Consider the following 19,298-nt stretch of genomic DNA (forward strand, 5'->3'; position numbering starts at 1 on the left):
CTTTGTCCCGTTGGTTATATATGGCAAGTATTCGTTTGTGCTGCAATTATATCATAAACGCGCGTTCATTCAATAAGATTATTAAAACCGATAGAAAATTATTCATTTGTTTTGGGAAATAAAGGATTGACAGTACTTTAATAGACTATGTATGATAACATCATAAACGCGCGTTTACGAAAGAGGTCAATCATCCATGAGAAACTCTAAGATCAAGAGTGAGGAGATAGCCCGAATTGCCGGGGTGTCCAGAAGTACAGTTAGCAGGGTAATCAACAATTATTCGAATGTACCGGCCGAAACACGGGACCGCGTCATGAAAGTGATCCAGGATTATAATTATGTTCCTTCCGTATCTGCCCAAGTGCTGGCGGGTAAACGTGTCCGCACGATAGGACTGTTTCTTAACGAACCCGGCAATGTTTCCGGCGATGTCCTAACGAACATGCTGCTTGTCAGCGTGATCGAGAATGCTTCGGAGAAGGGCTATTATACACTGGCACATATTATTCGTGATATCGAGAATGCAGATACGAAGAAAAGTGTCAAAGAAATTTTCATTCAAAACAGGATCGATGGAGGCATCTTCATCGGAACAGCGATCAAAGAACCGCTCATCGAGGAATTGGTCGCGGAAGGATACATTGTCGGCGTCTTTGACCAGAAGCATATGGATAACCCGCAACCCAATCGGATTGTCGCCAATTTTAACAATGATTCAGGTATGAAGCAGGCTGTCGCGTATTTGCACGGACTTGGCCATACCCAAATTGGTATTATCAATGGGGATATGAAGCGCTTATCCGGTCCAACGAAATACGAAGGCTTCCAGAAAGCGATGAGCATGTGCAATCTGCAGATTAACCCGGACTGGGTACTGTCGGGCGATTTCCATGAAAGAAGCGGCTATGAAGCCATTCATACGCTTTTGCGTAAACCGAACAGCCTGCCGACTGCCATTATCGCCGCCAATGATTCCGTCGCTTTTGGCGCAATCCGTGCGCTTAAAGAGAATGGGCTAGAGGTACCCAAGGATATATCTATTCTCGGTTTCGACGATCACGTGTTAAGCGCCAAACATCATCCCGCCCTTACAACAATTCGCGTCGATTTCGGCGATATGCTGAAGCATTTGACGGCAGACGTGATCGCCAAAATAGAACGGGAAACGTCGGATATTAAAGAAATCACCATTGAGTGCAGCCTGGTTGTCAGAGACTCGTGCAGAAGGATCTAAATTTTTTTGTCGTATCATAAACGCGCGTTCACACATGTACATGCCAAGATCGATTGTATGAATAGCGCATGAATCATTCGGTTAGGTGTCCACCGCTTCAACAAACCCTTGGTGTTAAGCAGCGATAAAAGGCTGTGTCACAATAGCATTTAAAAGATAAGGGAGGAATTGCAAGTGAAAAAGAGGATCACCAAACGAGTTCTGCCCCCCGCTTTGGCCTTGCTTATGGTTCTAGGTATTGCAGCATGCGAAAGCGCTCCCACAGCGTCCGATGCAGGTCAAACAGCCGCCGCTAGCGGAACCCCTAATAACACAGACCCTTCCGGAAAGTATGAAAAGCCGATAACGATGTCATGGGCCGTCCAAACCGCGGCCGCCTCCAAGCTTTTAGACAAGGAGACTTGGGAGGATAACCGCTGGAGCCGATTGATTAAAGACAAGCTCAACATCGATCTCAAGGTTGCCTTCTCTGCGGACAGCAGTACGGACGCATACAAAAACAAGCTGAATGCCGTCATCGCTTCCGGCGAACTGCCGGATATATTCAAAACGCAGGACGCTAACGTTTTCTTGCAGCTGGCACAGAACGGACAGCTTGCCGATCTCACCGATGTCTTCAACAAATATGCCTCTGATTCACTGAAGGAATATCAGAAGAGATTCGCCGATTCATTCAAGGGCGCCACGATTGACGGCAAGCTCTACGCCATACCGCGTATGAACGACAACTTCCACGAAGCGCCATTTCTCTGGATTCGGGAAGACTGGCTGAAGAACACGAATTCGCAGCCTCCGAAGACCATTGAAGAAATGGTCGCTCTTGCCGAGAAGTTCGCTACCGGTGACCCGGATGGGAACGGCATCAATGGGGACACTTACGGACTTGCTCTCAACAAGGATCTTATCCGACAAAATCACGGCAGCATTCTGGGGCTAGTCTCTGCATTTGGCGTTCCCGGACGTGACGAGAGTATGTTCTACCGCGACGAGAATGGCAAAATGACGTTTGCTTGGATCCAACCGAACATGAAGCAAGCGCTCTCTTTGTTGGCGGATATGTATAAGAAAGGCCTGATTAACAAGGAGTTTACCGCCAAAAATGAATCCGCGCTGGTTGAAGATATTACGAGCGGTAAGATCGGCATGGCTTACGGCAGCAACTGGGGTACCTGGTACCCTTATAATAATGTTTACAAAAAGAGCGGTGTGATCGTACATCCTTACGCGATTCCCACAAAGGCCGGTATCGACTACAAGGTTGGTATCGAAAGCAACGCTGTCGGTCAGATGACGATGGTCAGTGCGGACTACAAAAATCCGGAAGCCGCCATCAAGATTCTCAATCTGTACGATCAGACCGTCAATTACTCAACGAAGGAAGACTATCTGAACTACTGGTCGAATGAGCAGTATAGGCTATCTCCTATCTATATCGATCAACCGGGCGAAGTTTACGCAGCCGATTTATTGAAAGCGTTTGACAAAGGCTCGTCTGACGGTCTCGCACCCGCTGCAAAGCCATTATACGATTATATTAAAGGCTTCGAGGACGGCTCACTTGCCAAAGACGACAATGCCTTCGGTACTTGGGGCCAGATGTCCAAATCCGGATCTCTGCCGATTGTATTGAACAAATACATGCCTGAGAAGGCGATTGTTCAGAGTATCCTGGGTATCGAGAGACCGGAAGTCTGGCTGACGAACGTTGCCTCGCTCGATACGCTTACGATCACGTCCTTTACCGATATCATTACCGGCACGAAGCCAGTCGATTCTTTCGACACCTTCGTCCAGCAGTGGCTGAAGGCGGGCGGTCAGAAAACGCTCGACGAGCTAGACAAGATGTATCCGGCCAAATAGTTTCGTGCACTTCCAAGGGCTGCGGCGGGGGATTCCCGCCGTAGTTATTTAGCCGATTCATTGACAGGAGGCGGTGTCCTTATGCTTGGCAGTCTGAAACGGAAAGATAGGTTGGTCAGAGAGCTTCCCTTGTATTTGATGCTGCTCCCCGCGGTTGCCCTGGTCGCTATCTACAGCTACGGTTCTATGGCCGGCGTTGTGATCGCATTTCAGAAATTTATTCCGGCCAGAGGTTTGTTCGGAGACCAGAGATGGGTAGGTTTTCAAAACTTCGTTACGTTGTTCTCCATGCCCAATATATGGCCGGTTATTCGTAATACGGTCGTTATTGCTTTGTGCAAAATGGTTGCAGGCATCATTGTTCCGGTCGTGTTCGCTCTATTGCTCAACGAACTTAGAGGTATTTTGACTAAGCGCATTTTCCAGACGATGGTCTATTTACCGCATTTCCTATCGTGGGTCATCTTATCCGGCATCCTTATTAATCTTCTGTCCCCGAGAGAGGGGATTGTCAACATACTCCTAACCAAATTGGGGATGGAGCCCGTCTTTTTCCTCGGCAATCCGAGCGTGTTTCCGGCCACGATGGTCGTTAGCGATATCTGGAAGACCTTCGGATTCGGATCGGTGATTTACTTGGCAGCCCTTACGAGTATAGATCCTGCGCTTTATGAAGCGGCAGTTATCGATGGAGCCAATCGTTGGCGGCAAACATGGCACATCACTCTGCCGGGCATTTCATCAATGGTTGTTCTGATGAGCGTGTTGGGGCTCGCCAATATCCTGAATGGCGGCTTCGATCAAATCTATAATTTGTATAGTCCTGTCGTCTACTCGACCGGTGATATTTTGGATACCTTTGTGTTCCGGCTTGGGATTGAACAGGCACAATATTCACTTTCCACTGCTGCAGGCTTGTTTAAATCGGGGGTATCGCTCGTATTTATCGTGGTGTCTTACTATTTGGCTGACAAATTAACCGGATATCGAGTGTTCTAACGGAGGACAGACAATGAAGATTAAGGTCTCATTATCTCGTAAAATTTTCCTGGTGAGCAATACGGTTTTTCTGCTTATGGTTGCATTCGTATGTATAGCCCCATTTATCAACCTGTTGGCGGTGTCTTTCTCCGACAAAACAGCCGTCGCTGCAGGAGAGGTTACCTTTTATCCTGTCGGCTTTACAACGATCTCGTATGAGTTTATTACGAACAACTCGAAGTTCTTCATGTCTCTTGTCGTTTCTCTTAAACGGACGGCGATTGGCGTACCGATCAATCTGCTATTAATCGTATTGACGGCATATCCGCTCTCCAAAACGACAACGGATTTCAGGGCACGGAATCTATTCTCATGGTTCTTTGTAATCACCATACTTTTCAACGCCGGTTTAATACCAACCTATATGGTGGTCAAGAGCACCGGGTTGATGAATTCCATCTGGGCGTTAGTCTTGCCGGGCGCGCTTCCCGTATTCAGTATGTTAGTCGTGATGAACTATATGAGAAGTCTGCCGAAGGAATTGCTGGAGGCGTCCTATATCGACGGCGCCAGTCATATCCAGACGCTGATAAGAGTCGTGCTGCCAGTCTCAGCGCCTACGATCGCTACCGTCACCCTTTTCTCGTTCGTAGACCATTGGAACAGCTGGTTTGACGGCATGATTTATATGAACCAAATAGAAAATTACCCTTTACAGACATACTTGCAAACGGTAGTTGTGAACCCGGAGGAGTTTATCCGTAACAACACCGATCTTAGCGGCAATTTATCTAAATATTTATCTATGGTAAGTGCCCGGACCACAGGCGCTGCTCAAATGTTCTTAGCGATGATACCGATTCTGTGTATTTATCCGTACCTGCAAAAGTATTTCACAACAGGACTTGTGATGGGCAGCGTAAAAGAATGAGGCAGGGAGAGGTGGAAGCATGAAGATATTCGTAACCGGGGGTACTGGTTTTATTGGCTCCTATGTGGTTAAGGAACTGCTAACATATGGACATGAGATTACCCTCTTAGCCAGGAATGTGAACAAAATATCGGGCTTCTTGGACCATGGTCAAATCCGCTTTGTGGCGGGAGCCATGGATGACGTCCATGCAATCGCTGCAGGACTTGCGGGGCAAGATGCGTGCATCCATATCGCGCTGGCGTGGCCGGAACAGGGCAGGATCGCCGATGAAATGTTAATCAATGAAACATTGCCTTCGGTTCGCCTGTTCCAGATGGCGGCGGAAGCGGGAGTTAAGAAGATGATTTATACCTCTTCCATCGCCAGCTTCGGCTCGGCGCCTAACGATGATAGGGGTTATACAAGGCCAAGTAGTTATTATGGTGCCACCAAGGCCGCGACGGAAGCTTATCTCATGGCTATCGCCACGCAAAATAACATTCAGGCGAATGTTATACGGCCGGGTTATACGTTTGGCAACCCCTGCGTAGAGGGCGGGCCCCTCTATCCAGATCGCAAAATCGTAAATATGGTCAGGAGTGCCCTCCGAAACGAATCCATGTCCTTCATTAAGAATGACGGTACACAATTCATCTGGGCGGGAGACCTTGCCAAAGTATATGCCGCGTTGCTCCATGCCGATGAGCTGGATCGGGGCTATTATACCGCCGTGAGCACGGAATACCGTACATGGGCCCAAATCGCGCAAATGGCTGTGGACCTCCTCGGGTCCCAAAGCCAAATCCAACTTGTTGACAAGGGACGGCCTGAACCTCAGGGCATACCCATCGACGTTACGCAAATCAAGAATACGTTTGGGTTTGCTTTCAAGGCCGATGCGTACATGAAGGAGCACCTTCAGTACCTAAGCACGTTGGAATGGTAATCCATTAGCCGCCGAACAGCTGAAGGTGCTGGCCTGTCCATTTTCATTGAGGGAGTGACTGTATGACGGATCCATATGAGTCAACTTTAGACCGCGTCAATACCTATTCAAGACCGTCCGAACTTAGAATTACAGACATGCGTTTTGTAGATTTGGCAGGAGCACCGATGCATTGCACACTCGTAAAAATTTACACAAACCAAGGTATAACGGGCATTGGGGAACTGAGGGATTTTGGCAGCCGCACGTATGCGGCCATGCTGAAAGGCCGATTGCTAGGTGAGAATCCGTGCAATGTAGATAAATTGTTTCGCAGGCTCAAACAGTTCATGGGCACCGGGAGACAAGCCGGAGGCGTAGCCGGCATCGAAATCGCCTTATGGGATCTCGCCGGTAAAGCTTACGGTGTGCCCGTTTACCAGATGCTCGGCGGGAAATTCCGAGATGAAGTTCGTGTTTATTGCGATCTAGGGGTGAATACGCCAGGGCTGCCAGGTGACGGCTATTCGATGGGCAAGCGCTTGAAGAAGTTCGCTGACGAACAAGGCTTCACCATGGTCAAGGCGGTGCTCGGCGTAGAGAGTCTGCAAGATCTTTATCCGCACGAAGAGTTAATATCCGCCCCTGGCAGCGAGGTGGAGAATTATCTGAAGGCTTCACGATATAATTTCGATTTTATTAAAAACCGCAGGCATACGCCCTATGGACCGGAGTTTCAACAGCGTAACCGGGCTTATGACACGGTCAATACGCAGTCTCCGTATACCATGTTCCGAATGACGGAACGCGGTTTGGACCGGTATGAAGAGGAGGTTGCGCATATGCGTGAAATCCTTGGATATAAAATGCCATTAGCGATAGATCACCTGGGCTATTTAAATTTCGAAGACGCCGTACGGCTGTTGCGCCGGCTTGAGAAATATAATCTACTATGGGCAGAAGATATGCTGCCTTGCACCTACACGGAGGAATATAAGCGGCTTAGCCAGTTAACCTCGACGCCACTGGCTACCGGTGAGGATTTATCGACATTGGAAAGCTTCGAGGATTTGATTATGAACAGGGCCGTGCCTATTATCCATCCTGACATTTGTTCTTCGGGCATTTACGAAACGAAGAAAATAGGTGATTTGGCTCAACGATATCATGTAGCCATGGCCATGCATATGTGTGAGACGCCTGTGGCGGCACTGGCTACAGCACACATGGGTGTAGCCACGGAGAATTTTATCGCCACCGAGTTCAATGCACCTGATGTTCCATGGTGGAACGATATCATAACAGGTTATGGCGGAAATGTAATTCAGAACGGATTTATCCGTGTGTCGGATAAGCCTGGGCTTGGCTTCGACGATATTAACGATGAAGTCATCAAGGACCATTTGATGCCGGGGTTTCCCGATATGTGGGCTTCTACCGATCAGTGGAACACTGAGTATGCTAACGATCGTTTATTTAGCTGATCACCATGTTGCCTTTTAAGGAGGAGATGTAAATGAATATTGTGATTACCGGGTCGAATCGCGGTCTCGGCTGCGAGCTGACTCTTGCTGCCGTACAGAGAGGTCACAAGGTAATAGCCGGAATTCGCTCACTGGAACTCGAGGGGAAATTAGTAGAGCTGATCGACCGTTACCCCGGTCAAATCGAAGCCGTCGAGCTTGATGTAGGCCGTGAAGACACGATAGCCCGCTTAGCGGAGAAGCTGAAGGAAGAGCGGCGGCCGGTCGATGCGATCATTAATAACGCCGGCATTTTGCTCGGCAGAGGCGTTGCACTGGAACAATTACCGATGGAAGACGTCGTCCGGTCCTTCGAGATTAATTTGTTCGGTCCAATGATGGTTATCAAGCACTTGCTTCCGCTCATGCCTGATGGGGGCACACGGGCCGTCCTTAACATTTCATCGGAAGCAGGCAGTATAACCAACGCGTACGGAGGAGACTATCCTTATGCGATATCCAAAACCGCGATCAACATGTTCTCCAAGCAGTTGAAACAGTATGTGAAAGGGAGAGGAATCCGTGTTTACGCCATCCACCCGGGTTGGATCCGAACAGACATGGGGGGAGAGAAGGCGCCAGGGGACCCTGCCGAAAACGCCAATCATATCGTCGATATTCTGGAGATGAAGACAGACGTAGATCCTGAAAGCTTCTTTATTAACTATAAAGGGGAGCCGATGCCTATTTGATCCTTATTTGGCCCTATCTACAAGGAATGGCTATTCACATTTCAAGGGGGAAATCAAATGCCTGACTTTTCAGTTGGATCCTGGTCTTTCCATGCGCTGTATAATTCGGGGAGAATGAGTCTGTTCGGCTATTTGGAGAGCATGAAGTACCGTTATCGACTTCGTTCGGCGGATATTTGGAACGGTATGATGCTTTCGACGGAGGATGACTATATTCAGAAAGTCAAGGATACGTTAGATGAAGAAGGAGTAACCGTCGCCAACCTCGCCGTGGACGCTGCCGATGTCTGGCATGACGATCCTGACGTTCGCGAGCATAACCATCAGAAAGCGCTCCTGTATCTGGCTATTGCGCGTCGGTGGGGAGTCCAATCGCTGCGGATCGATATGGGGGGGATGACGGCAGACATGACGGAAGAGCAGATTGAGTGTTGCGTGAACCGATACAGGGAATACGCCCAATATGCCCATGATTATGGCTTTCGGGTGGGTCCGCAAACGCATCAGCCGGCAGCCCAGTCACCTCGAAACCTTGTGCGGATTGCGAATGAAATTGCCGCGCCAGGGTTTGGCATTGTTCTCAATGTTAACCGCTGGCTCACGGACCAGGAAATCGGTGATGAGATGGTAGCCCCTTTCACCATCCATGCCCAGTTTGATCGAGCTTTTGTGGATTTTACGGGAACCGAGCTGCTTCACAAAGTACAGCTTCTGTGTCAAGCTGGATATCGGGGATGTTGGTCGCTTGAGTTCCGTGGCGGCGCCGATGAATACTTGGAAGTTGAGCGCGATTTGCTGACCATACGACAAGCCGTAAGGCTGGCGACTCGTCAAGATTAGAGTTGCTGATGATTAGGAGGGAGAATCAAACCGTGAATACATTAAAAGAACCGCGAAAAATGGAAGGAAGACAAGTAAGCAGTATGCTCGAAACCGTAGATGTCCATAGCGGCGAACGCCGCGTTTTGGCCGAGTTTGACTATCTCATTGAAGCACCGAATTGGACCCTTGACGGCAAGCAGCTCATTTATAACAGTCTGGGCCGTCTATATACTTACGATCTTGCAACCGGGATAAGTACCGCTATCGACTCCGGTTATGCGATCCAATGCAATAATGATCATGTGCTGTCACCTGATAACTTGCAAATTGCGGTAAGCCACCATACCTACGAGGACGGTCAGTCCCGCATCTATTTGTTTCCATTCAAGGGTGGCCATCCTGTCCTTATTACGCCAATGGCCCCTAGTTATTTGCACGGCTGGTCGCCGGATGGGGACACGCTTGCTTATTGCGCAGAGCGGAACGGGGAGTATGATATCTACACCATTTCGGTGAACGGCGGCATAGAAACACGGTTAACAGATACTCCCGGACTGAATGACGGTCCCGAATATTCGCCGGATGGCAAACACATCTGGTTCAACTCGGTACGAACTGGGCTTATGCAGGTGTGGCGCATGAATGCCGACGGCAGCGAACAGACGCAGATGACGTTCAACGAAAGCAATAGCTGGTTTCCGCATGTCTCCCCGGATGGAGAGCTGGTGGCATTCATTACTTATCGCAAGGACGATGTCGCTCCTGGTGACCATCCCGCCAATAAGCATGTAGAAATTCGCGTAATGCCCAGCTCAGGTGGCGAATTCCGAACGCTTGTCAAGTTGTTCGGCGGACAGGGCACCATCAATGTCAATTCCTGGTCGCCCGACAGCAGACAACTGGCATTTGTCAGCTACAAGCAGAAAGATTAATTTCGAAGCGGGATCTCCAATGGAAATGCAAATGTCTAATTAAATCAGTCCCCAAAAGGAGCGGGAAATATGGATAACACTATCCTCGGTACAACTTTGGTTTGTCAGATTGCAATGATCGTTCGCGATGTGGAGAAAGCAACTAGCCGCTTTGCCGAGCTCTTAGGCGTTCCGGCCCCTCCCATCATTATGGCGAATGAAGATGGAAAGGATACGGTCATCTACATGGGGCAGCCTACGGAAGGAAGGGTAAGACTGTCTTTCTTTCGCATGGAGAATACGGTGATAGAATTTATTGAACCTACGGAAGACCCTACCACATGGAAGGATTTTCTTGAAACTAAGGGACCCGGCGTCCATCACATCGCATTCAAGGCGAAGAACAAAATGCTGGAAACAGCCTCCAAACTTGAGGAATTCGGCTTCCCGCTTATTCAACATGGCGATAAATATGCTTATGTGGAAAGCACGGACGATTTGGGCGTCATTCTGGAGCTTCTCGATATCGATTAAAAGATATAGGAATGATCCGCGGTTACCGCGGATTTTTTTATTTTATAGAATACACGCGTACGAGCAAATTCCTGTGCTAGAATAAGTAAAATGGACATTGATGCTGGACAGCGGGGGAACAGATAATGAACAAGACGGATCGGCAGCTCGCCATCATGCTTGAGCTTCAGCGAAGTAAAGTGTTGAGAGCGGAAGATTTGGCGTCTACATTTGAGACTAGTGTTCGGACAATTTATCGAGATATACAGTCGCTAAGCGAAATGGGAGTTCCAATTCTTGGTGCTCCTGGGCAGGGTTACTCTCTAATGGAAGGATATTTCCTGCCACCGGTCGGGTTTTCCGTTGAAGAGGCCGTAGCCATGCTTATGGGGACTGACTTCATCGAACAGCGATTGGATGGTGATTACGCAGTTGTAGCTAAGGCGGCTCGCCGCAAAATTGAAGCTATTCTGCCGGAGCCCGTTCGCGGCGAGTCGACGCGCGTTCGGGAGACGATGCGGCTTCTTCAGGCCGGCGAGCCGGTAACCAGCTTGAGGGAAAAGGACAATCTCGGACTAGCGAGGCGGGCAATTATGGAACGCCGCAAACTACGAATGACGTATCTGAAAAAAATGCCGGAAACAGACGGCAATCGGAAGAGTACGCGTGAGGTCGCTCCTTACGGATTGGCGCTTGTTCAGGGAAATTGGATGTTGATTGCACATTGCGATTTGCGGCAGGAAATTCGGCATTTCCGGTTGTCGCGGATGACGGGGGTTACCGTCATGGAGGATCGCTTTCTCATACCCAATGGATTTAACCTGAACAACTACCGTCCGCTGGACGATCGTAACGAACGGGTAGTGATTCTGGCTAATCCTCAAATTGCGGATAAAATCACTGAGACTTGCCATTTCTATATGGAATCGACGGAGGAGCGGAAGGACGGTCTCATCGTCAACTTCCTCGTCCGGCAGCCGGAGGAGCTTCTGTCTTATATTCTCGGCTGGGGCGGGGATGTTGAGGTGCTGGAACCGGAGACTCTTCGACATCGGATTCGGGAAGAGGCTGAAAAGATGTTAAAACGCTACTGACACGCTGTTGTCAGTAGCGTTTTGTTATATTGGGATTGTAGCTAAGAAATGAATCAATGAGGAGTTGTTTGATACATGAGAAATACATCAGAAGCATTACAAGCCTTTGAGGTGGTCGTAGGACGTTATTTAATCGAACTGGAAAGCTTCGATATGGAGCAGCTGTTAGCCAAACCGAGCGAGGAGGAATGGTCGATTGGTCAAATGTACATGCATTTAATTCAATCGGCGCAATTCATGCATTTGCACAATGTGGATCTATGTTTGGCTGGAGGTGAAGCAACCGTAGACGCTGCGGAGGAAAAAACAGAGAGGGGCAAGGCTGCCTACGAAGTAGGAAGTTTCCCGCCTATTCGGATTCAGGTACCTGCTTCCCCGCAATACACGCCGCGACAGCCGGAGAGCAAGGAGCAGCTGACGGAAGGCTTTCGCGCTGTCGTGGAGCGGATGAAACGGACTGAACCTGTTGTGAGCCGAGTGTCCGAGAGCAAAAAGGTTGTTCATCCCGGATTCGGCGCACTGAACGCCCAAGAGTGGTTCTTGCTTGTCGACATGCATTACAGGCACCATCTATCGCAGCTGGAGCGCTTGAAACATGTTTCGGAATTGAAAGCATAACATGCAGAGTGCTATTGACGGGCAAAGCCGCTGTTGGACTGGCGTCGTGTCTTAGCACCACATATGAAGGCTGCCGGTACAATTGGCAGTCTTTTTGTTCTGTTAGGCGGTACATTACGCATTCCAATATATGGTACAATGAATTCATTTCCTCTTTATTCTTCCGAAAGGAGCATTAGATGGATATGGATCACAATCTTGAGTCGATTTTGGGCGAAATGAAACGGGAGATCGACCATTGGATAGCTTTTATTCATGATAAGAATGCGGAAAAAATCGTGAAGCGGACCTCGCTGCAGGTGGGAATTCACGGTTATGCTCTGCTCGAATATGCCGCTGGCAGGGTGGATGTGACGGATGAGGAGCCCGCTTCTACGCTGCCGGAAGGCAATGCCGGTCCAATTGGCGAGTTCTTGACTGAGGAACAAGTGCGAGAGTGGATTGTGCCTGAACTCGCTTCTTATATGCGGCATAGATTGAATGAGCTGCCGACAGCGGTCATCGATTATCAATTTACTTTTAACGGCAAATTTCGAACGAGGGAAGGCGAAGTTAACGTTCGGATTCTCGAATATGTCGACGAGACGAAGAAGACATATTTGCTGGAACAAATCTCCACTTACATCGCGGACAAGCTAACTGCCGGGAAATATCCCTCCAAACCCTTGGAGACGTTCTTCCTTTCCAGGCACTTGTTGGACGAGAGACTGTTTCCAAATGCGGATCCCGGGTGGATCATTTCCATTTTCGATCACATTCAACAAGTGAATAAAGGGAACAAACATCTGGCAGAGCATCGGGGTAATCTGAGCGCGGCTTTGCGCAATTGGGTAGAGAAGCATTGGCTGCCCCGTTATTTCGATCCTATAGGGACAGAGTGGCAGAAGGAATATAAGAAAAAAAGCGATGCCCGACTTGAAAATACCGAGCAGGGGCCGATTGAACTCGTCCTCTATGCCGCGATATTGATTCTGAAATACGCTCCCTCCTATAGTAGGAGTGAGGGTTTGGCTTATTTGAATTACGCGACCGAGATGGGGAGCGCGCTAGCGCAGCGTGTGAAGCAGGAAGGCAGCGGAACGTTCGCTAAGGAAGACGCCAGCTATCGCGACGAACGGATAGAATGCACAGCCAACGACGTGTTGGCCGAGGTGACCATCGCCATTAATCAGGAGACGGAAGAGAGCTATGCGTGTGCACTGCGGTTCCTGACTCGCTTGTTAAGCTTGGGATTTCCGAAGAGCTATCAAATCAAGCTGAAATCTAGTATCAAGCAATGGCTGCCAATCAAAGGGTTGGCGAAGTCGAGCACGCACCGCTTTTTTGCCAATGCCTTGGAATATCCGAATTTGCATCCTTTGCTGGAGATGTACGCCCGGGCGGCGATGGAAACATTCGAATGGTATTCGGATGCGGAAGGGGAAGCATGCTGCATGCCGGGCAGTTATGCGGTCTTCGGCCTTGGATTGGCGGATGAGGCTTATTTCCCATTAGTAGAGCAATATATGGAGAAGGTTGACGAAGAACACCAGTCCGTTCAGAACCACTTCACGGTAGCTCTGGCTGAGCGGCATGGCGTTCATGCAGAGACGATTCCTACGCTTGTGAAGTGCATGTTGTCTAGCACGGATTCGATGAAGGTGAAGATTAAGGCCGATATGGAAGACGATAGGAATCTCAAGAAGCTGTTCGATTACGTTCGCGGTCTTCAGCGCGATGAGGTGGAACAAATCATCTATTTGATCTGGGGAGGGACAGAGAAGCTGAAGAAGATAGCCGCCAAAGCCGAAGGTGATCGCGGAAAATGGCTCTCCGAACTCGCTCAGACCGCTAGCCGCGGGTAATAGTCGCATGCGATGCGTCTTGTTGATTTCGCTTTCAACTGCGTGGAGGTTAGCGCGGACCAACGAAAGAGGCTCCGGATCAGCGGAAGCCTCTTTTTACTGCGCTATCAATACCAAAAAACACTTGTTAATGATTACCAAGCGGGATATGATAGTAAAATTATCGCTCTCTATCTATGAGTCTTAGCGTTTTCTTTTATCTTCAAAGGGGGAAATTTCAATGATAATCCGTATTTTAGAAGAATCTGATGCTAGTTTGTATCAAGTGTTACGCTTGAGTGCATTGAAGAGCAACCCGGAAGCTTTTGGGTCGACGTATGAAAGAGAAGTGAAATTTTCTCTCGAAACCGTTGTTGAGCGGATGAAGCCCACGAAAGATAAGTTCGTACTTGGAGCCTTTGATCCTAATGGGACGTTAGTCGGAATTGTAGCCTTTGTAAGAGAAACTGGTCTGAAAACCGCTCATAAAGGCAACGTATTTGGCATGTATGTGGCACCCAACGTAAGAGGCATCCGCTTAGGAAAATTGCTATTGCTTGAATTAGTTGCCAAAGCTAAACGTTGTACGGGGCTAGAACAAATAAATTTAGCAGTCCTATCCGATAATGAAATCGCCAAAAGATTATACAAATCCTTAGGATTCGAGGTCTACGGCGTAGAACATAATGCCTTAAAATATAACGGGCAGTATTACAGTGAGGATTTGATGGTGTTAAAGTTATAGTCTTACTGACGTTTCCTAAACATAAATTTACGTGGAAGCGCTTTACTTCGTGCTTATGTGCGATAGCACACCATTCCTCCATCAAAGTGAGGTTATCCAGCTGTGAATACATCCAAAATACAAGGTTCTACCGCCAAAACGTACCGCTTGAAATATCGGTTGATTCTCTATTTGTTTATTAGCTCTCTAACCCCGTTAATCCTTATCGGAAGTATCTCTTATTTCTCAATGTATGCGATCTTGCAAAATAAAGCAGAGGGTGGCGTGAAAAGCAATTTGCACCAGGTGCGGCTATCGCTTGAAGAGACGCTCGGTCAGCTGAATCATACGTCCCAACAGCTCGCCTTTGACGGCAGGGTCGGAAAAAGCTTGGAGTCTTATCTGTCCGCTGATTTATACGAGAAAAAACAGCTTAGCGACGAGATCCGGAGCGCACTAAGTTTAATTCATTTTACGAACCCCACGCTGGGACTTATGTTCTATTATTTCGCGGAAGACAACCAGAAATTGTTCGAGAATTTCAATGTCCGGGAGGTAGACGATCTTAACAAGCTGCCGGTACTCATTCAATTCGATAAAATCACCTATATGGGTCCACACCTTTCCCTAAATCCGATCGACGGCAAACAAGTCCTGTCCATCCTACGCAAGGTAGAGCTGCCGGACCGTGATGACGTGTACGTGTACATTGAAACGAATTTTAAATTGGCGGAAAGCATCATTAAAGACGGCGATCAATTCGGCGGGCATCTCGTTCACCTGATCGCTGACCAAAATGGCCGCATTGTTTACAGCGAGAATCCCGATGATTTTCCGCTAGGGATGGTCTATCTAGATAACAAAACAAACGATGGCCTAAAGAATAAGTTTTATATGTTTGAAGAAACCAGCAATCAATCATGGAAAATTATTGCGGCCGTACCTAGATGGGTGTACAACCAAGAGGTTAACCGTTGGATGGAGCAATTCGCTTTCTTCGCAGTGTTAACGCTTACAACAAGCTGTTTTATTGCCTGGTTGATTTGGAGAACCGTTTATCGACCGTTGAATTTGCTGAATACAGATATCCGGAGTGTTAAAAACAATCATGAAAATTTCCCAACAAGGCAATCACAGATAACAGAGTTTGCCGTTATTTACAGGGAGTTTGCCGAGATGCGGAGCCGCATTGTCGAACTGATCGGAGAGGTGGAGCAGAACGAGAAGAGCAAAGCGCTGCTGGAGGTCGAGAAGCTAATGACGCAGATCAATCCGCATTTCATCCATAATACGCTCGATACAATCCGCTGGGTAGCCCGTGCAAACGGACAGAAGGAGATTGACCGCCTTATATCCTCGCTGAACAAAGTGCTCCACTATAACCTTGGGAAAGGCGGAGTGGCGCGAATTAAAGACGAAATCGATGCCTTGAAAAATTATGTCGAGCTGCAGGGCATCCGTTATAACTTTCAATTTCATGTGAACATATCGGCCGATGCCGAAGCCCTTGAACTGTCGATTCCAAGGTTTATTATGCAGCCTCTAGTCGAGAATGCGCTGTATCACGGGTTGGAGGACCAAGGCATTATTGAAGTCAGAGTGAAGGAAGACGGGAACATGCATGTCATGATCGAAGTTAAGGACAATGGAGACGGAATGTCGCAGGAGGAGATCGATCGTTTAATGAGCGGGGGGACGGAGGAGAGAAAGGTCGGCATGGGAATCGGTCTGCAGTATGTATACCGAATGGTCAAGTTCCAATTCGGTGCGGATGCGAGTTTTCATATTCATAGCAGCATCGGAGCGGGAACAACGATCTCACTGCGTCTTCCGATCCCGAACCACCCGCTGAATAAGGCAGAAGACTACCTTCATACGCCTCTTGCACTTATGAGGCAGTCCTCTCTACAAAAAACTGCTAGGAGATGATCCGGAGATGATAAAAGTACTCGTTGTGGACGATGATCATTTGGTGCGTAAAGGCTTTATCTCGATGATGCCATGGCAGGAGAATAATCTCGAAGTCGTCGGTGAAGCGGGAAACGGTAAAAAGGCACTCGAGTTTCTAGAAAACCAGCAGGTAGACCTGCTGATCACGGATTTAGCGATGCCCCTCATGTCTGGCATCGAGCTCATGAGGCGCGTCAAAGAACAATATCCGGACATCTGCATGGTCGTGCTCACGTTTCATCAGGACTTCGAATGGATCCAGGAAGCCCTGCGCTTGGGCGCGTTGGACTACATTACAAAGGTGGAGCTCGAACACGAGCAGATGAACGAGGTGCTTCAGCGCATTGTGAATAAGATGAAGGAGCTGCATACCCGTAACGGAGAATTGAAAGTTCCGCATCCGGCAGGCCACGAATTCATTATGGATGCTGAGAGCCCTTATTCTTCCGAAGTGAAAGCGAGTATTCTAATGGCGGTCGATATTATGCGTCAAGAACTGCAGGAAGAGCTTTACTTGCCCGAGATTGCTAAGCGGGTAAACATGAGCCGCAGTTATTTCAGCCGCTGTTTCCGCGATGTGGTGGGGAAAACGTTCAACGATTACATCCGGGAAGTGCGGGTGGATCATGCCAAAAAGCTGCTTAGCCAGACTGGGAAATCGATTAGCTGGGTTGCGACGCAGACGGGATACCCGAATGAAAAATATTTCGGCAAAGTATTTCGGGAAATCACAGGGATGCTGCCCAGTGAATTCCGTAAAACTCAGAGCGAGGTCGCAAATCGTCCAAAGTAAAGTGCAATTTTATCCAAAAGGCCTTCAAAGGATTGAAACACGAGATGATATGTGCCGGAATGCAAGATGAAATCTGCCCCCAACGGAATCTAAATTCGATATGATGGAAGAGTAAAGCGGTTACATTTCGATCACAGGAAGTCTCTTTTCCAAAAGAACGTTCAGGAGGGGTAGTATGAAAAAAAAGAATGCCATCATATCGCTGGTTGCTATGTCTCTTCTCCTATCGGCATGCACAAGCAATGACGGAGGGACTGGGAAAAGCGGTGAACAAGCGACGGCAGATACGAACGTGAAGGTAGATCCATTCAAGATGCCGAATCCAATCGAGGTCACTACCTTCAAAAGTGTGAGCGCAGGAGCTAAACTGCCTGCCGGAGATACGGTAGAGAGCAATCAATACATGAAGTATGTCAAGGATAAAACGAATATCAGTTTTAAAATTTTATGGTACGCATCCGGTCAGGATTATGATCAAAAGATGAAACTGGCTCTGGCGAGCAACGATCTCCCGGACATGATGATGGTCAATGAGCAAATGTTCCTGTCCCTTGCCGAAGCCGGACAAATCGAAGACTTAAGCAAGGTATATGAGAAATATGCCTCCCCGCTGACGAAGGAATTATATGCTTCCACGAATAACAAAGCGATTGAGAAAGCGACCTTCAAAGGCAAGCTAATGGGCATTCCGAATATCAGCGTTCAGGCCGATGCGGCCAGTATGGCTTGGGTGCGTAAGGACTGGCTGGACAAATTGGGGCTGCAGCCGCCCAAGTCAATCGACGATATTGCCCTGTTTGCCAAGGCTTTCGCCGAGAAGGATCCGGACGGCAACGGCAAGGCGGATACCATGGGAATCGCCGGCTACGAGAATGCGTTGATGGTGCCTAACAAGGCGCAGCGTGGTGATTTCAAGGGCATATTCCAAGCGTTAGGGGCGTACCCTTCCCAGTGGATTAAGGACAGCTCGGGCAAAACCGTTTACGCCTCTATCTTACCTGAGACGAAGCAAGCGCTCGGCAAGCTGCGCGACATGTATGCCGCAGGAGCCATCGATAAGGAATTTGCCCTCCGCAAAGATCCCAATGAGAACATCATCGCGGGTAAAGCGGGAATCTTCTTCGGGCCATGGTGGTCGGGCGGACTGGTTTCCGATGCGATCAAGAATAATCCGAAGGTTGATTTCGTTCCTTATTTGATCCCCGATGCCAAGGGAACTGTCAATACCCTGATGCTGCCAGTCAGCAACACTTTCATCGTCGTGAAAAAAGGGATGAAGAATCCTGAAGCGGCTATGATCTATGCCAACACGTTTATCGCCGCACAGCGTAAAGTCGATCCTGATGCGTTGAAGCTGGACTTCACGGTCAGTGCGGAATATTGGCCGATTGGGAATGCAACCTACGACTATGCCGATGCGGTGGAGCGGAAAGCGGATCTACTCAAGAAGGCGCTTAGTAATCAAATCAAGCCGGAAGAGCTGAATTCGGAAATGAAGGAATTGTACAATAAGGCTGTGCGGGATAAGGCCAATCCGAAGGCGGATTTGAAGGACTGGTCGGGCTACTACGGTTACACGGTTCCGGCAGACTTGTTGAAGCAAAATCAGAATAAAGTTTTCAGTGAATATTCGGCGACAACCAAGACCATGGAAAGAAAATGGGCGAATTTGCAGAAGCTTGAGAAAGAAACATTCTTCAAAATCGTCATGGGTGAGCAGCCGCTCGATACGTTCGAAAAGTTTGTTGCCGATTGGAAGGCGCAGGGCGGCGATGAAATTACAAAAGAAGTTGCCGATGAAATCGCGAAAAGCAAGAAGTAGTCGTATTTCATAAAGGCAAGAGAGCACCCCAGGCCAAGCGGTGGTGCTCTCTTCATTAACCAGGATTGTTATCTTAAATAGCAGAGGTGTGGACATC

Annotated in this window: 17 protein-coding genes; all 17 read left to right on the forward strand. The window is 48.5% G+C overall.

The genetic code is table 11. The features are described from left to right. The first annotated feature begins 196 nt into the window (after positions 1 to 196). Positions 197 to 1,237: a LacI family DNA-binding transcriptional regulator gene (locus tag PUT07_RS32830; protein ID WP_274473014.1), complete on the forward strand. Its 1,041-nt coding sequence runs from the start codon at positions 197 to 199 to the stop codon at positions 1,235 to 1,237. A gap of 174 nt (positions 1,238 to 1,411) precedes the next feature. Continuing rightward, on the forward strand, positions 1,412 to 3,097 hold the full coding sequence (locus PUT07_RS32835; RefSeq protein WP_274473015.1) for an extracellular solute-binding protein: 1,686 nt from the start codon (positions 1,412 to 1,414) through the stop codon (positions 3,095 to 3,097). Positions 3,098 to 3,178: 81 nt separating this feature from the next. After that, the gene (locus PUT07_RS32840; protein ID WP_274473016.1) at positions 3,179 to 4,096 is read left to right on the forward strand and encodes an ABC transporter permease; all 918 of its coding nucleotides are present in this window, start codon (positions 3,179 to 3,181) and stop codon (positions 4,094 to 4,096) included. A gap of 13 nt (positions 4,097 to 4,109) precedes the next feature. Beyond that, positions 4,110 to 5,009, forward strand: coding sequence for a carbohydrate ABC transporter permease (locus PUT07_RS32845; protein WP_274473018.1), 900 nt, complete (start codon positions 4,110 to 4,112; stop codon positions 5,007 to 5,009). Positions 5,010 to 5,028: 19 nt separating this feature from the next. Beyond that, positions 5,029 to 5,937, forward strand: a complete 909-nt coding sequence (locus PUT07_RS32850; RefSeq protein WP_274473019.1) for an NAD-dependent epimerase/dehydratase family protein — start codon at positions 5,029 to 5,031, stop codon at positions 5,935 to 5,937. A gap of 62 nt (positions 5,938 to 5,999) precedes the next feature. Further along, a complete protein-coding gene (locus tag PUT07_RS32855; protein ID WP_274473020.1) occupies positions 6,000 to 7,400 on the forward strand; it encodes a mandelate racemase/muconate lactonizing enzyme family protein in 1,401 nt (466 codons plus the stop codon). A 32-nt stretch (positions 7,401 to 7,432) separates the two neighbouring features. Then, positions 7,433 to 8,131 carry an SDR family oxidoreductase gene (locus PUT07_RS32860; protein ID WP_274473021.1) on the forward strand — a complete coding sequence of 233 codons (699 nt, stop codon included), beginning with the start codon at positions 7,433 to 7,435 and terminating at the stop codon, positions 8,129 to 8,131. Positions 8,132 to 8,188: 57 nt separating this feature from the next. Then, a complete protein-coding gene (locus tag PUT07_RS32865; protein WP_274473022.1) occupies positions 8,189 to 8,971 on the forward strand; it encodes a sugar phosphate isomerase/epimerase family protein in 783 nt (260 codons plus the stop codon). A 32-nt stretch (positions 8,972 to 9,003) separates the two neighbouring features. Then, positions 9,004 to 9,885 carry a TolB family protein gene (locus tag PUT07_RS32870; RefSeq protein WP_274473023.1) on the forward strand — a complete coding sequence of 294 codons (882 nt, stop codon included), beginning with the start codon at positions 9,004 to 9,006 and terminating at the stop codon, positions 9,883 to 9,885. Positions 9,886 to 9,954: 69 nt separating this feature from the next. After that, positions 9,955 to 10,398 (forward strand): VOC family protein, encoded by a 444-nt coding sequence (locus PUT07_RS32875; protein ID WP_274473024.1) that lies wholly within the window; start codon positions 9,955 to 9,957, stop codon positions 10,396 to 10,398. Positions 10,399 to 10,523: 125 nt separating this feature from the next. After that, positions 10,524 to 11,471, forward strand: coding sequence for a helix-turn-helix transcriptional regulator (locus PUT07_RS32880; RefSeq protein WP_274473025.1), 948 nt, complete (start codon positions 10,524 to 10,526; stop codon positions 11,469 to 11,471). 75 nt (positions 11,472 to 11,546) lie between these two features. Next, positions 11,547 to 12,089: a DinB family protein gene (locus PUT07_RS32885; protein WP_274473026.1), complete on the forward strand. Its 543-nt coding sequence runs from the start codon at positions 11,547 to 11,549 to the stop codon at positions 12,087 to 12,089. A 185-nt stretch (positions 12,090 to 12,274) separates the two neighbouring features. After that, positions 12,275 to 13,933: a DUF6138 family protein gene (locus tag PUT07_RS32890; RefSeq protein ID WP_274473027.1), complete on the forward strand. Its 1,659-nt coding sequence runs from the start codon at positions 12,275 to 12,277 to the stop codon at positions 13,931 to 13,933. 220 nt (positions 13,934 to 14,153) lie between these two features. Beyond that, complete coding sequence (locus PUT07_RS32895) at positions 14,154 to 14,657, forward strand: GNAT family N-acetyltransferase (protein ID WP_274473028.1); 504 nt, start codon at positions 14,154 to 14,156, stop codon at positions 14,655 to 14,657. Between the two features lie 102 nt (positions 14,658 to 14,759). Continuing rightward, a complete protein-coding gene (locus PUT07_RS32900; RefSeq protein WP_274473029.1) occupies positions 14,760 to 16,565 on the forward strand; it encodes a sensor histidine kinase in 1,806 nt (601 codons plus the stop codon). Between the two features lie 7 nt (positions 16,566 to 16,572). Further along, the gene (locus PUT07_RS32905; RefSeq protein ID WP_274473030.1) at positions 16,573 to 17,379 is read left to right on the forward strand and encodes a response regulator transcription factor; all 807 of its coding nucleotides are present in this window, start codon (positions 16,573 to 16,575) and stop codon (positions 17,377 to 17,379) included. Between the two features lie 175 nt (positions 17,380 to 17,554). Next, positions 17,555 to 19,201 (forward strand): extracellular solute-binding protein, encoded by a 1,647-nt coding sequence (locus tag PUT07_RS32910; RefSeq protein ID WP_274473031.1) that lies wholly within the window; start codon positions 17,555 to 17,557, stop codon positions 19,199 to 19,201. The last annotated feature ends 97 nt before the right edge of the window (positions 19,202 to 19,298 follow it).

It is taken from the genome of Paenibacillus sp. MAHUQ-63 (assembly GCF_028765165.1).
Taxonomy (GTDB): Bacteria; Bacillota; Bacilli; order Paenibacillales; family NBRC-103111; genus Paenibacillus_E.

Coding starts and splice junctions, on each gene's coding strand:
- PUT07_RS32830 (WP_274473014.1), top strand. CDS start 197: ATGAGAAACTCTAAGATCAAGAGTGAGGAGATAGCCCGAATTGCCGGG.
- PUT07_RS32840 (WP_274473016.1), top strand. CDS start 3,179: ATGCTTGGCAGTCTGAAACGGAAAGATAGGTTGGTCAGAGAGCTTCCC.
- PUT07_RS32845 (WP_274473018.1), top strand. CDS start 4,110: ATGAAGATTAAGGTCTCATTATCTCGTAAAATTTTCCTGGTGAGCAAT.
- PUT07_RS32850 (WP_274473019.1), top strand. CDS start 5,029: ATGAAGATATTCGTAACCGGGGGTACTGGTTTTATTGGCTCCTATGTG.
- PUT07_RS32855 (WP_274473020.1), top strand. CDS start 6,000: ATGACGGATCCATATGAGTCAACTTTAGACCGCGTCAATACCTATTCA.
- PUT07_RS32860 (WP_274473021.1), top strand. CDS start 7,433: ATGAATATTGTGATTACCGGGTCGAATCGCGGTCTCGGCTGCGAGCTG.
- PUT07_RS32865 (WP_274473022.1), top strand. CDS start 8,189: ATGCCTGACTTTTCAGTTGGATCCTGGTCTTTCCATGCGCTGTATAAT.
- PUT07_RS32875 (WP_274473024.1), top strand. CDS start 9,955: ATGGATAACACTATCCTCGGTACAACTTTGGTTTGTCAGATTGCAATG.
- PUT07_RS32880 (WP_274473025.1), top strand. CDS start 10,524: ATGAACAAGACGGATCGGCAGCTCGCCATCATGCTTGAGCTTCAGCGA.
- PUT07_RS32885 (WP_274473026.1), top strand. CDS start 11,547: ATGAGAAATACATCAGAAGCATTACAAGCCTTTGAGGTGGTCGTAGGA.
- PUT07_RS32890 (WP_274473027.1), top strand. CDS start 12,275: ATGGATCACAATCTTGAGTCGATTTTGGGCGAAATGAAACGGGAGATC.
- PUT07_RS32895 (WP_274473028.1), top strand. CDS start 14,154: ATGATAATCCGTATTTTAGAAGAATCTGATGCTAGTTTGTATCAAGTG.
- PUT07_RS32905 (WP_274473030.1), top strand. CDS start 16,573: ATGATAAAAGTACTCGTTGTGGACGATGATCATTTGGTGCGTAAAGGC.
- PUT07_RS32910 (WP_274473031.1), top strand. CDS start 17,555: ATGAAAAAAAAGAATGCCATCATATCGCTGGTTGCTATGTCTCTTCTC.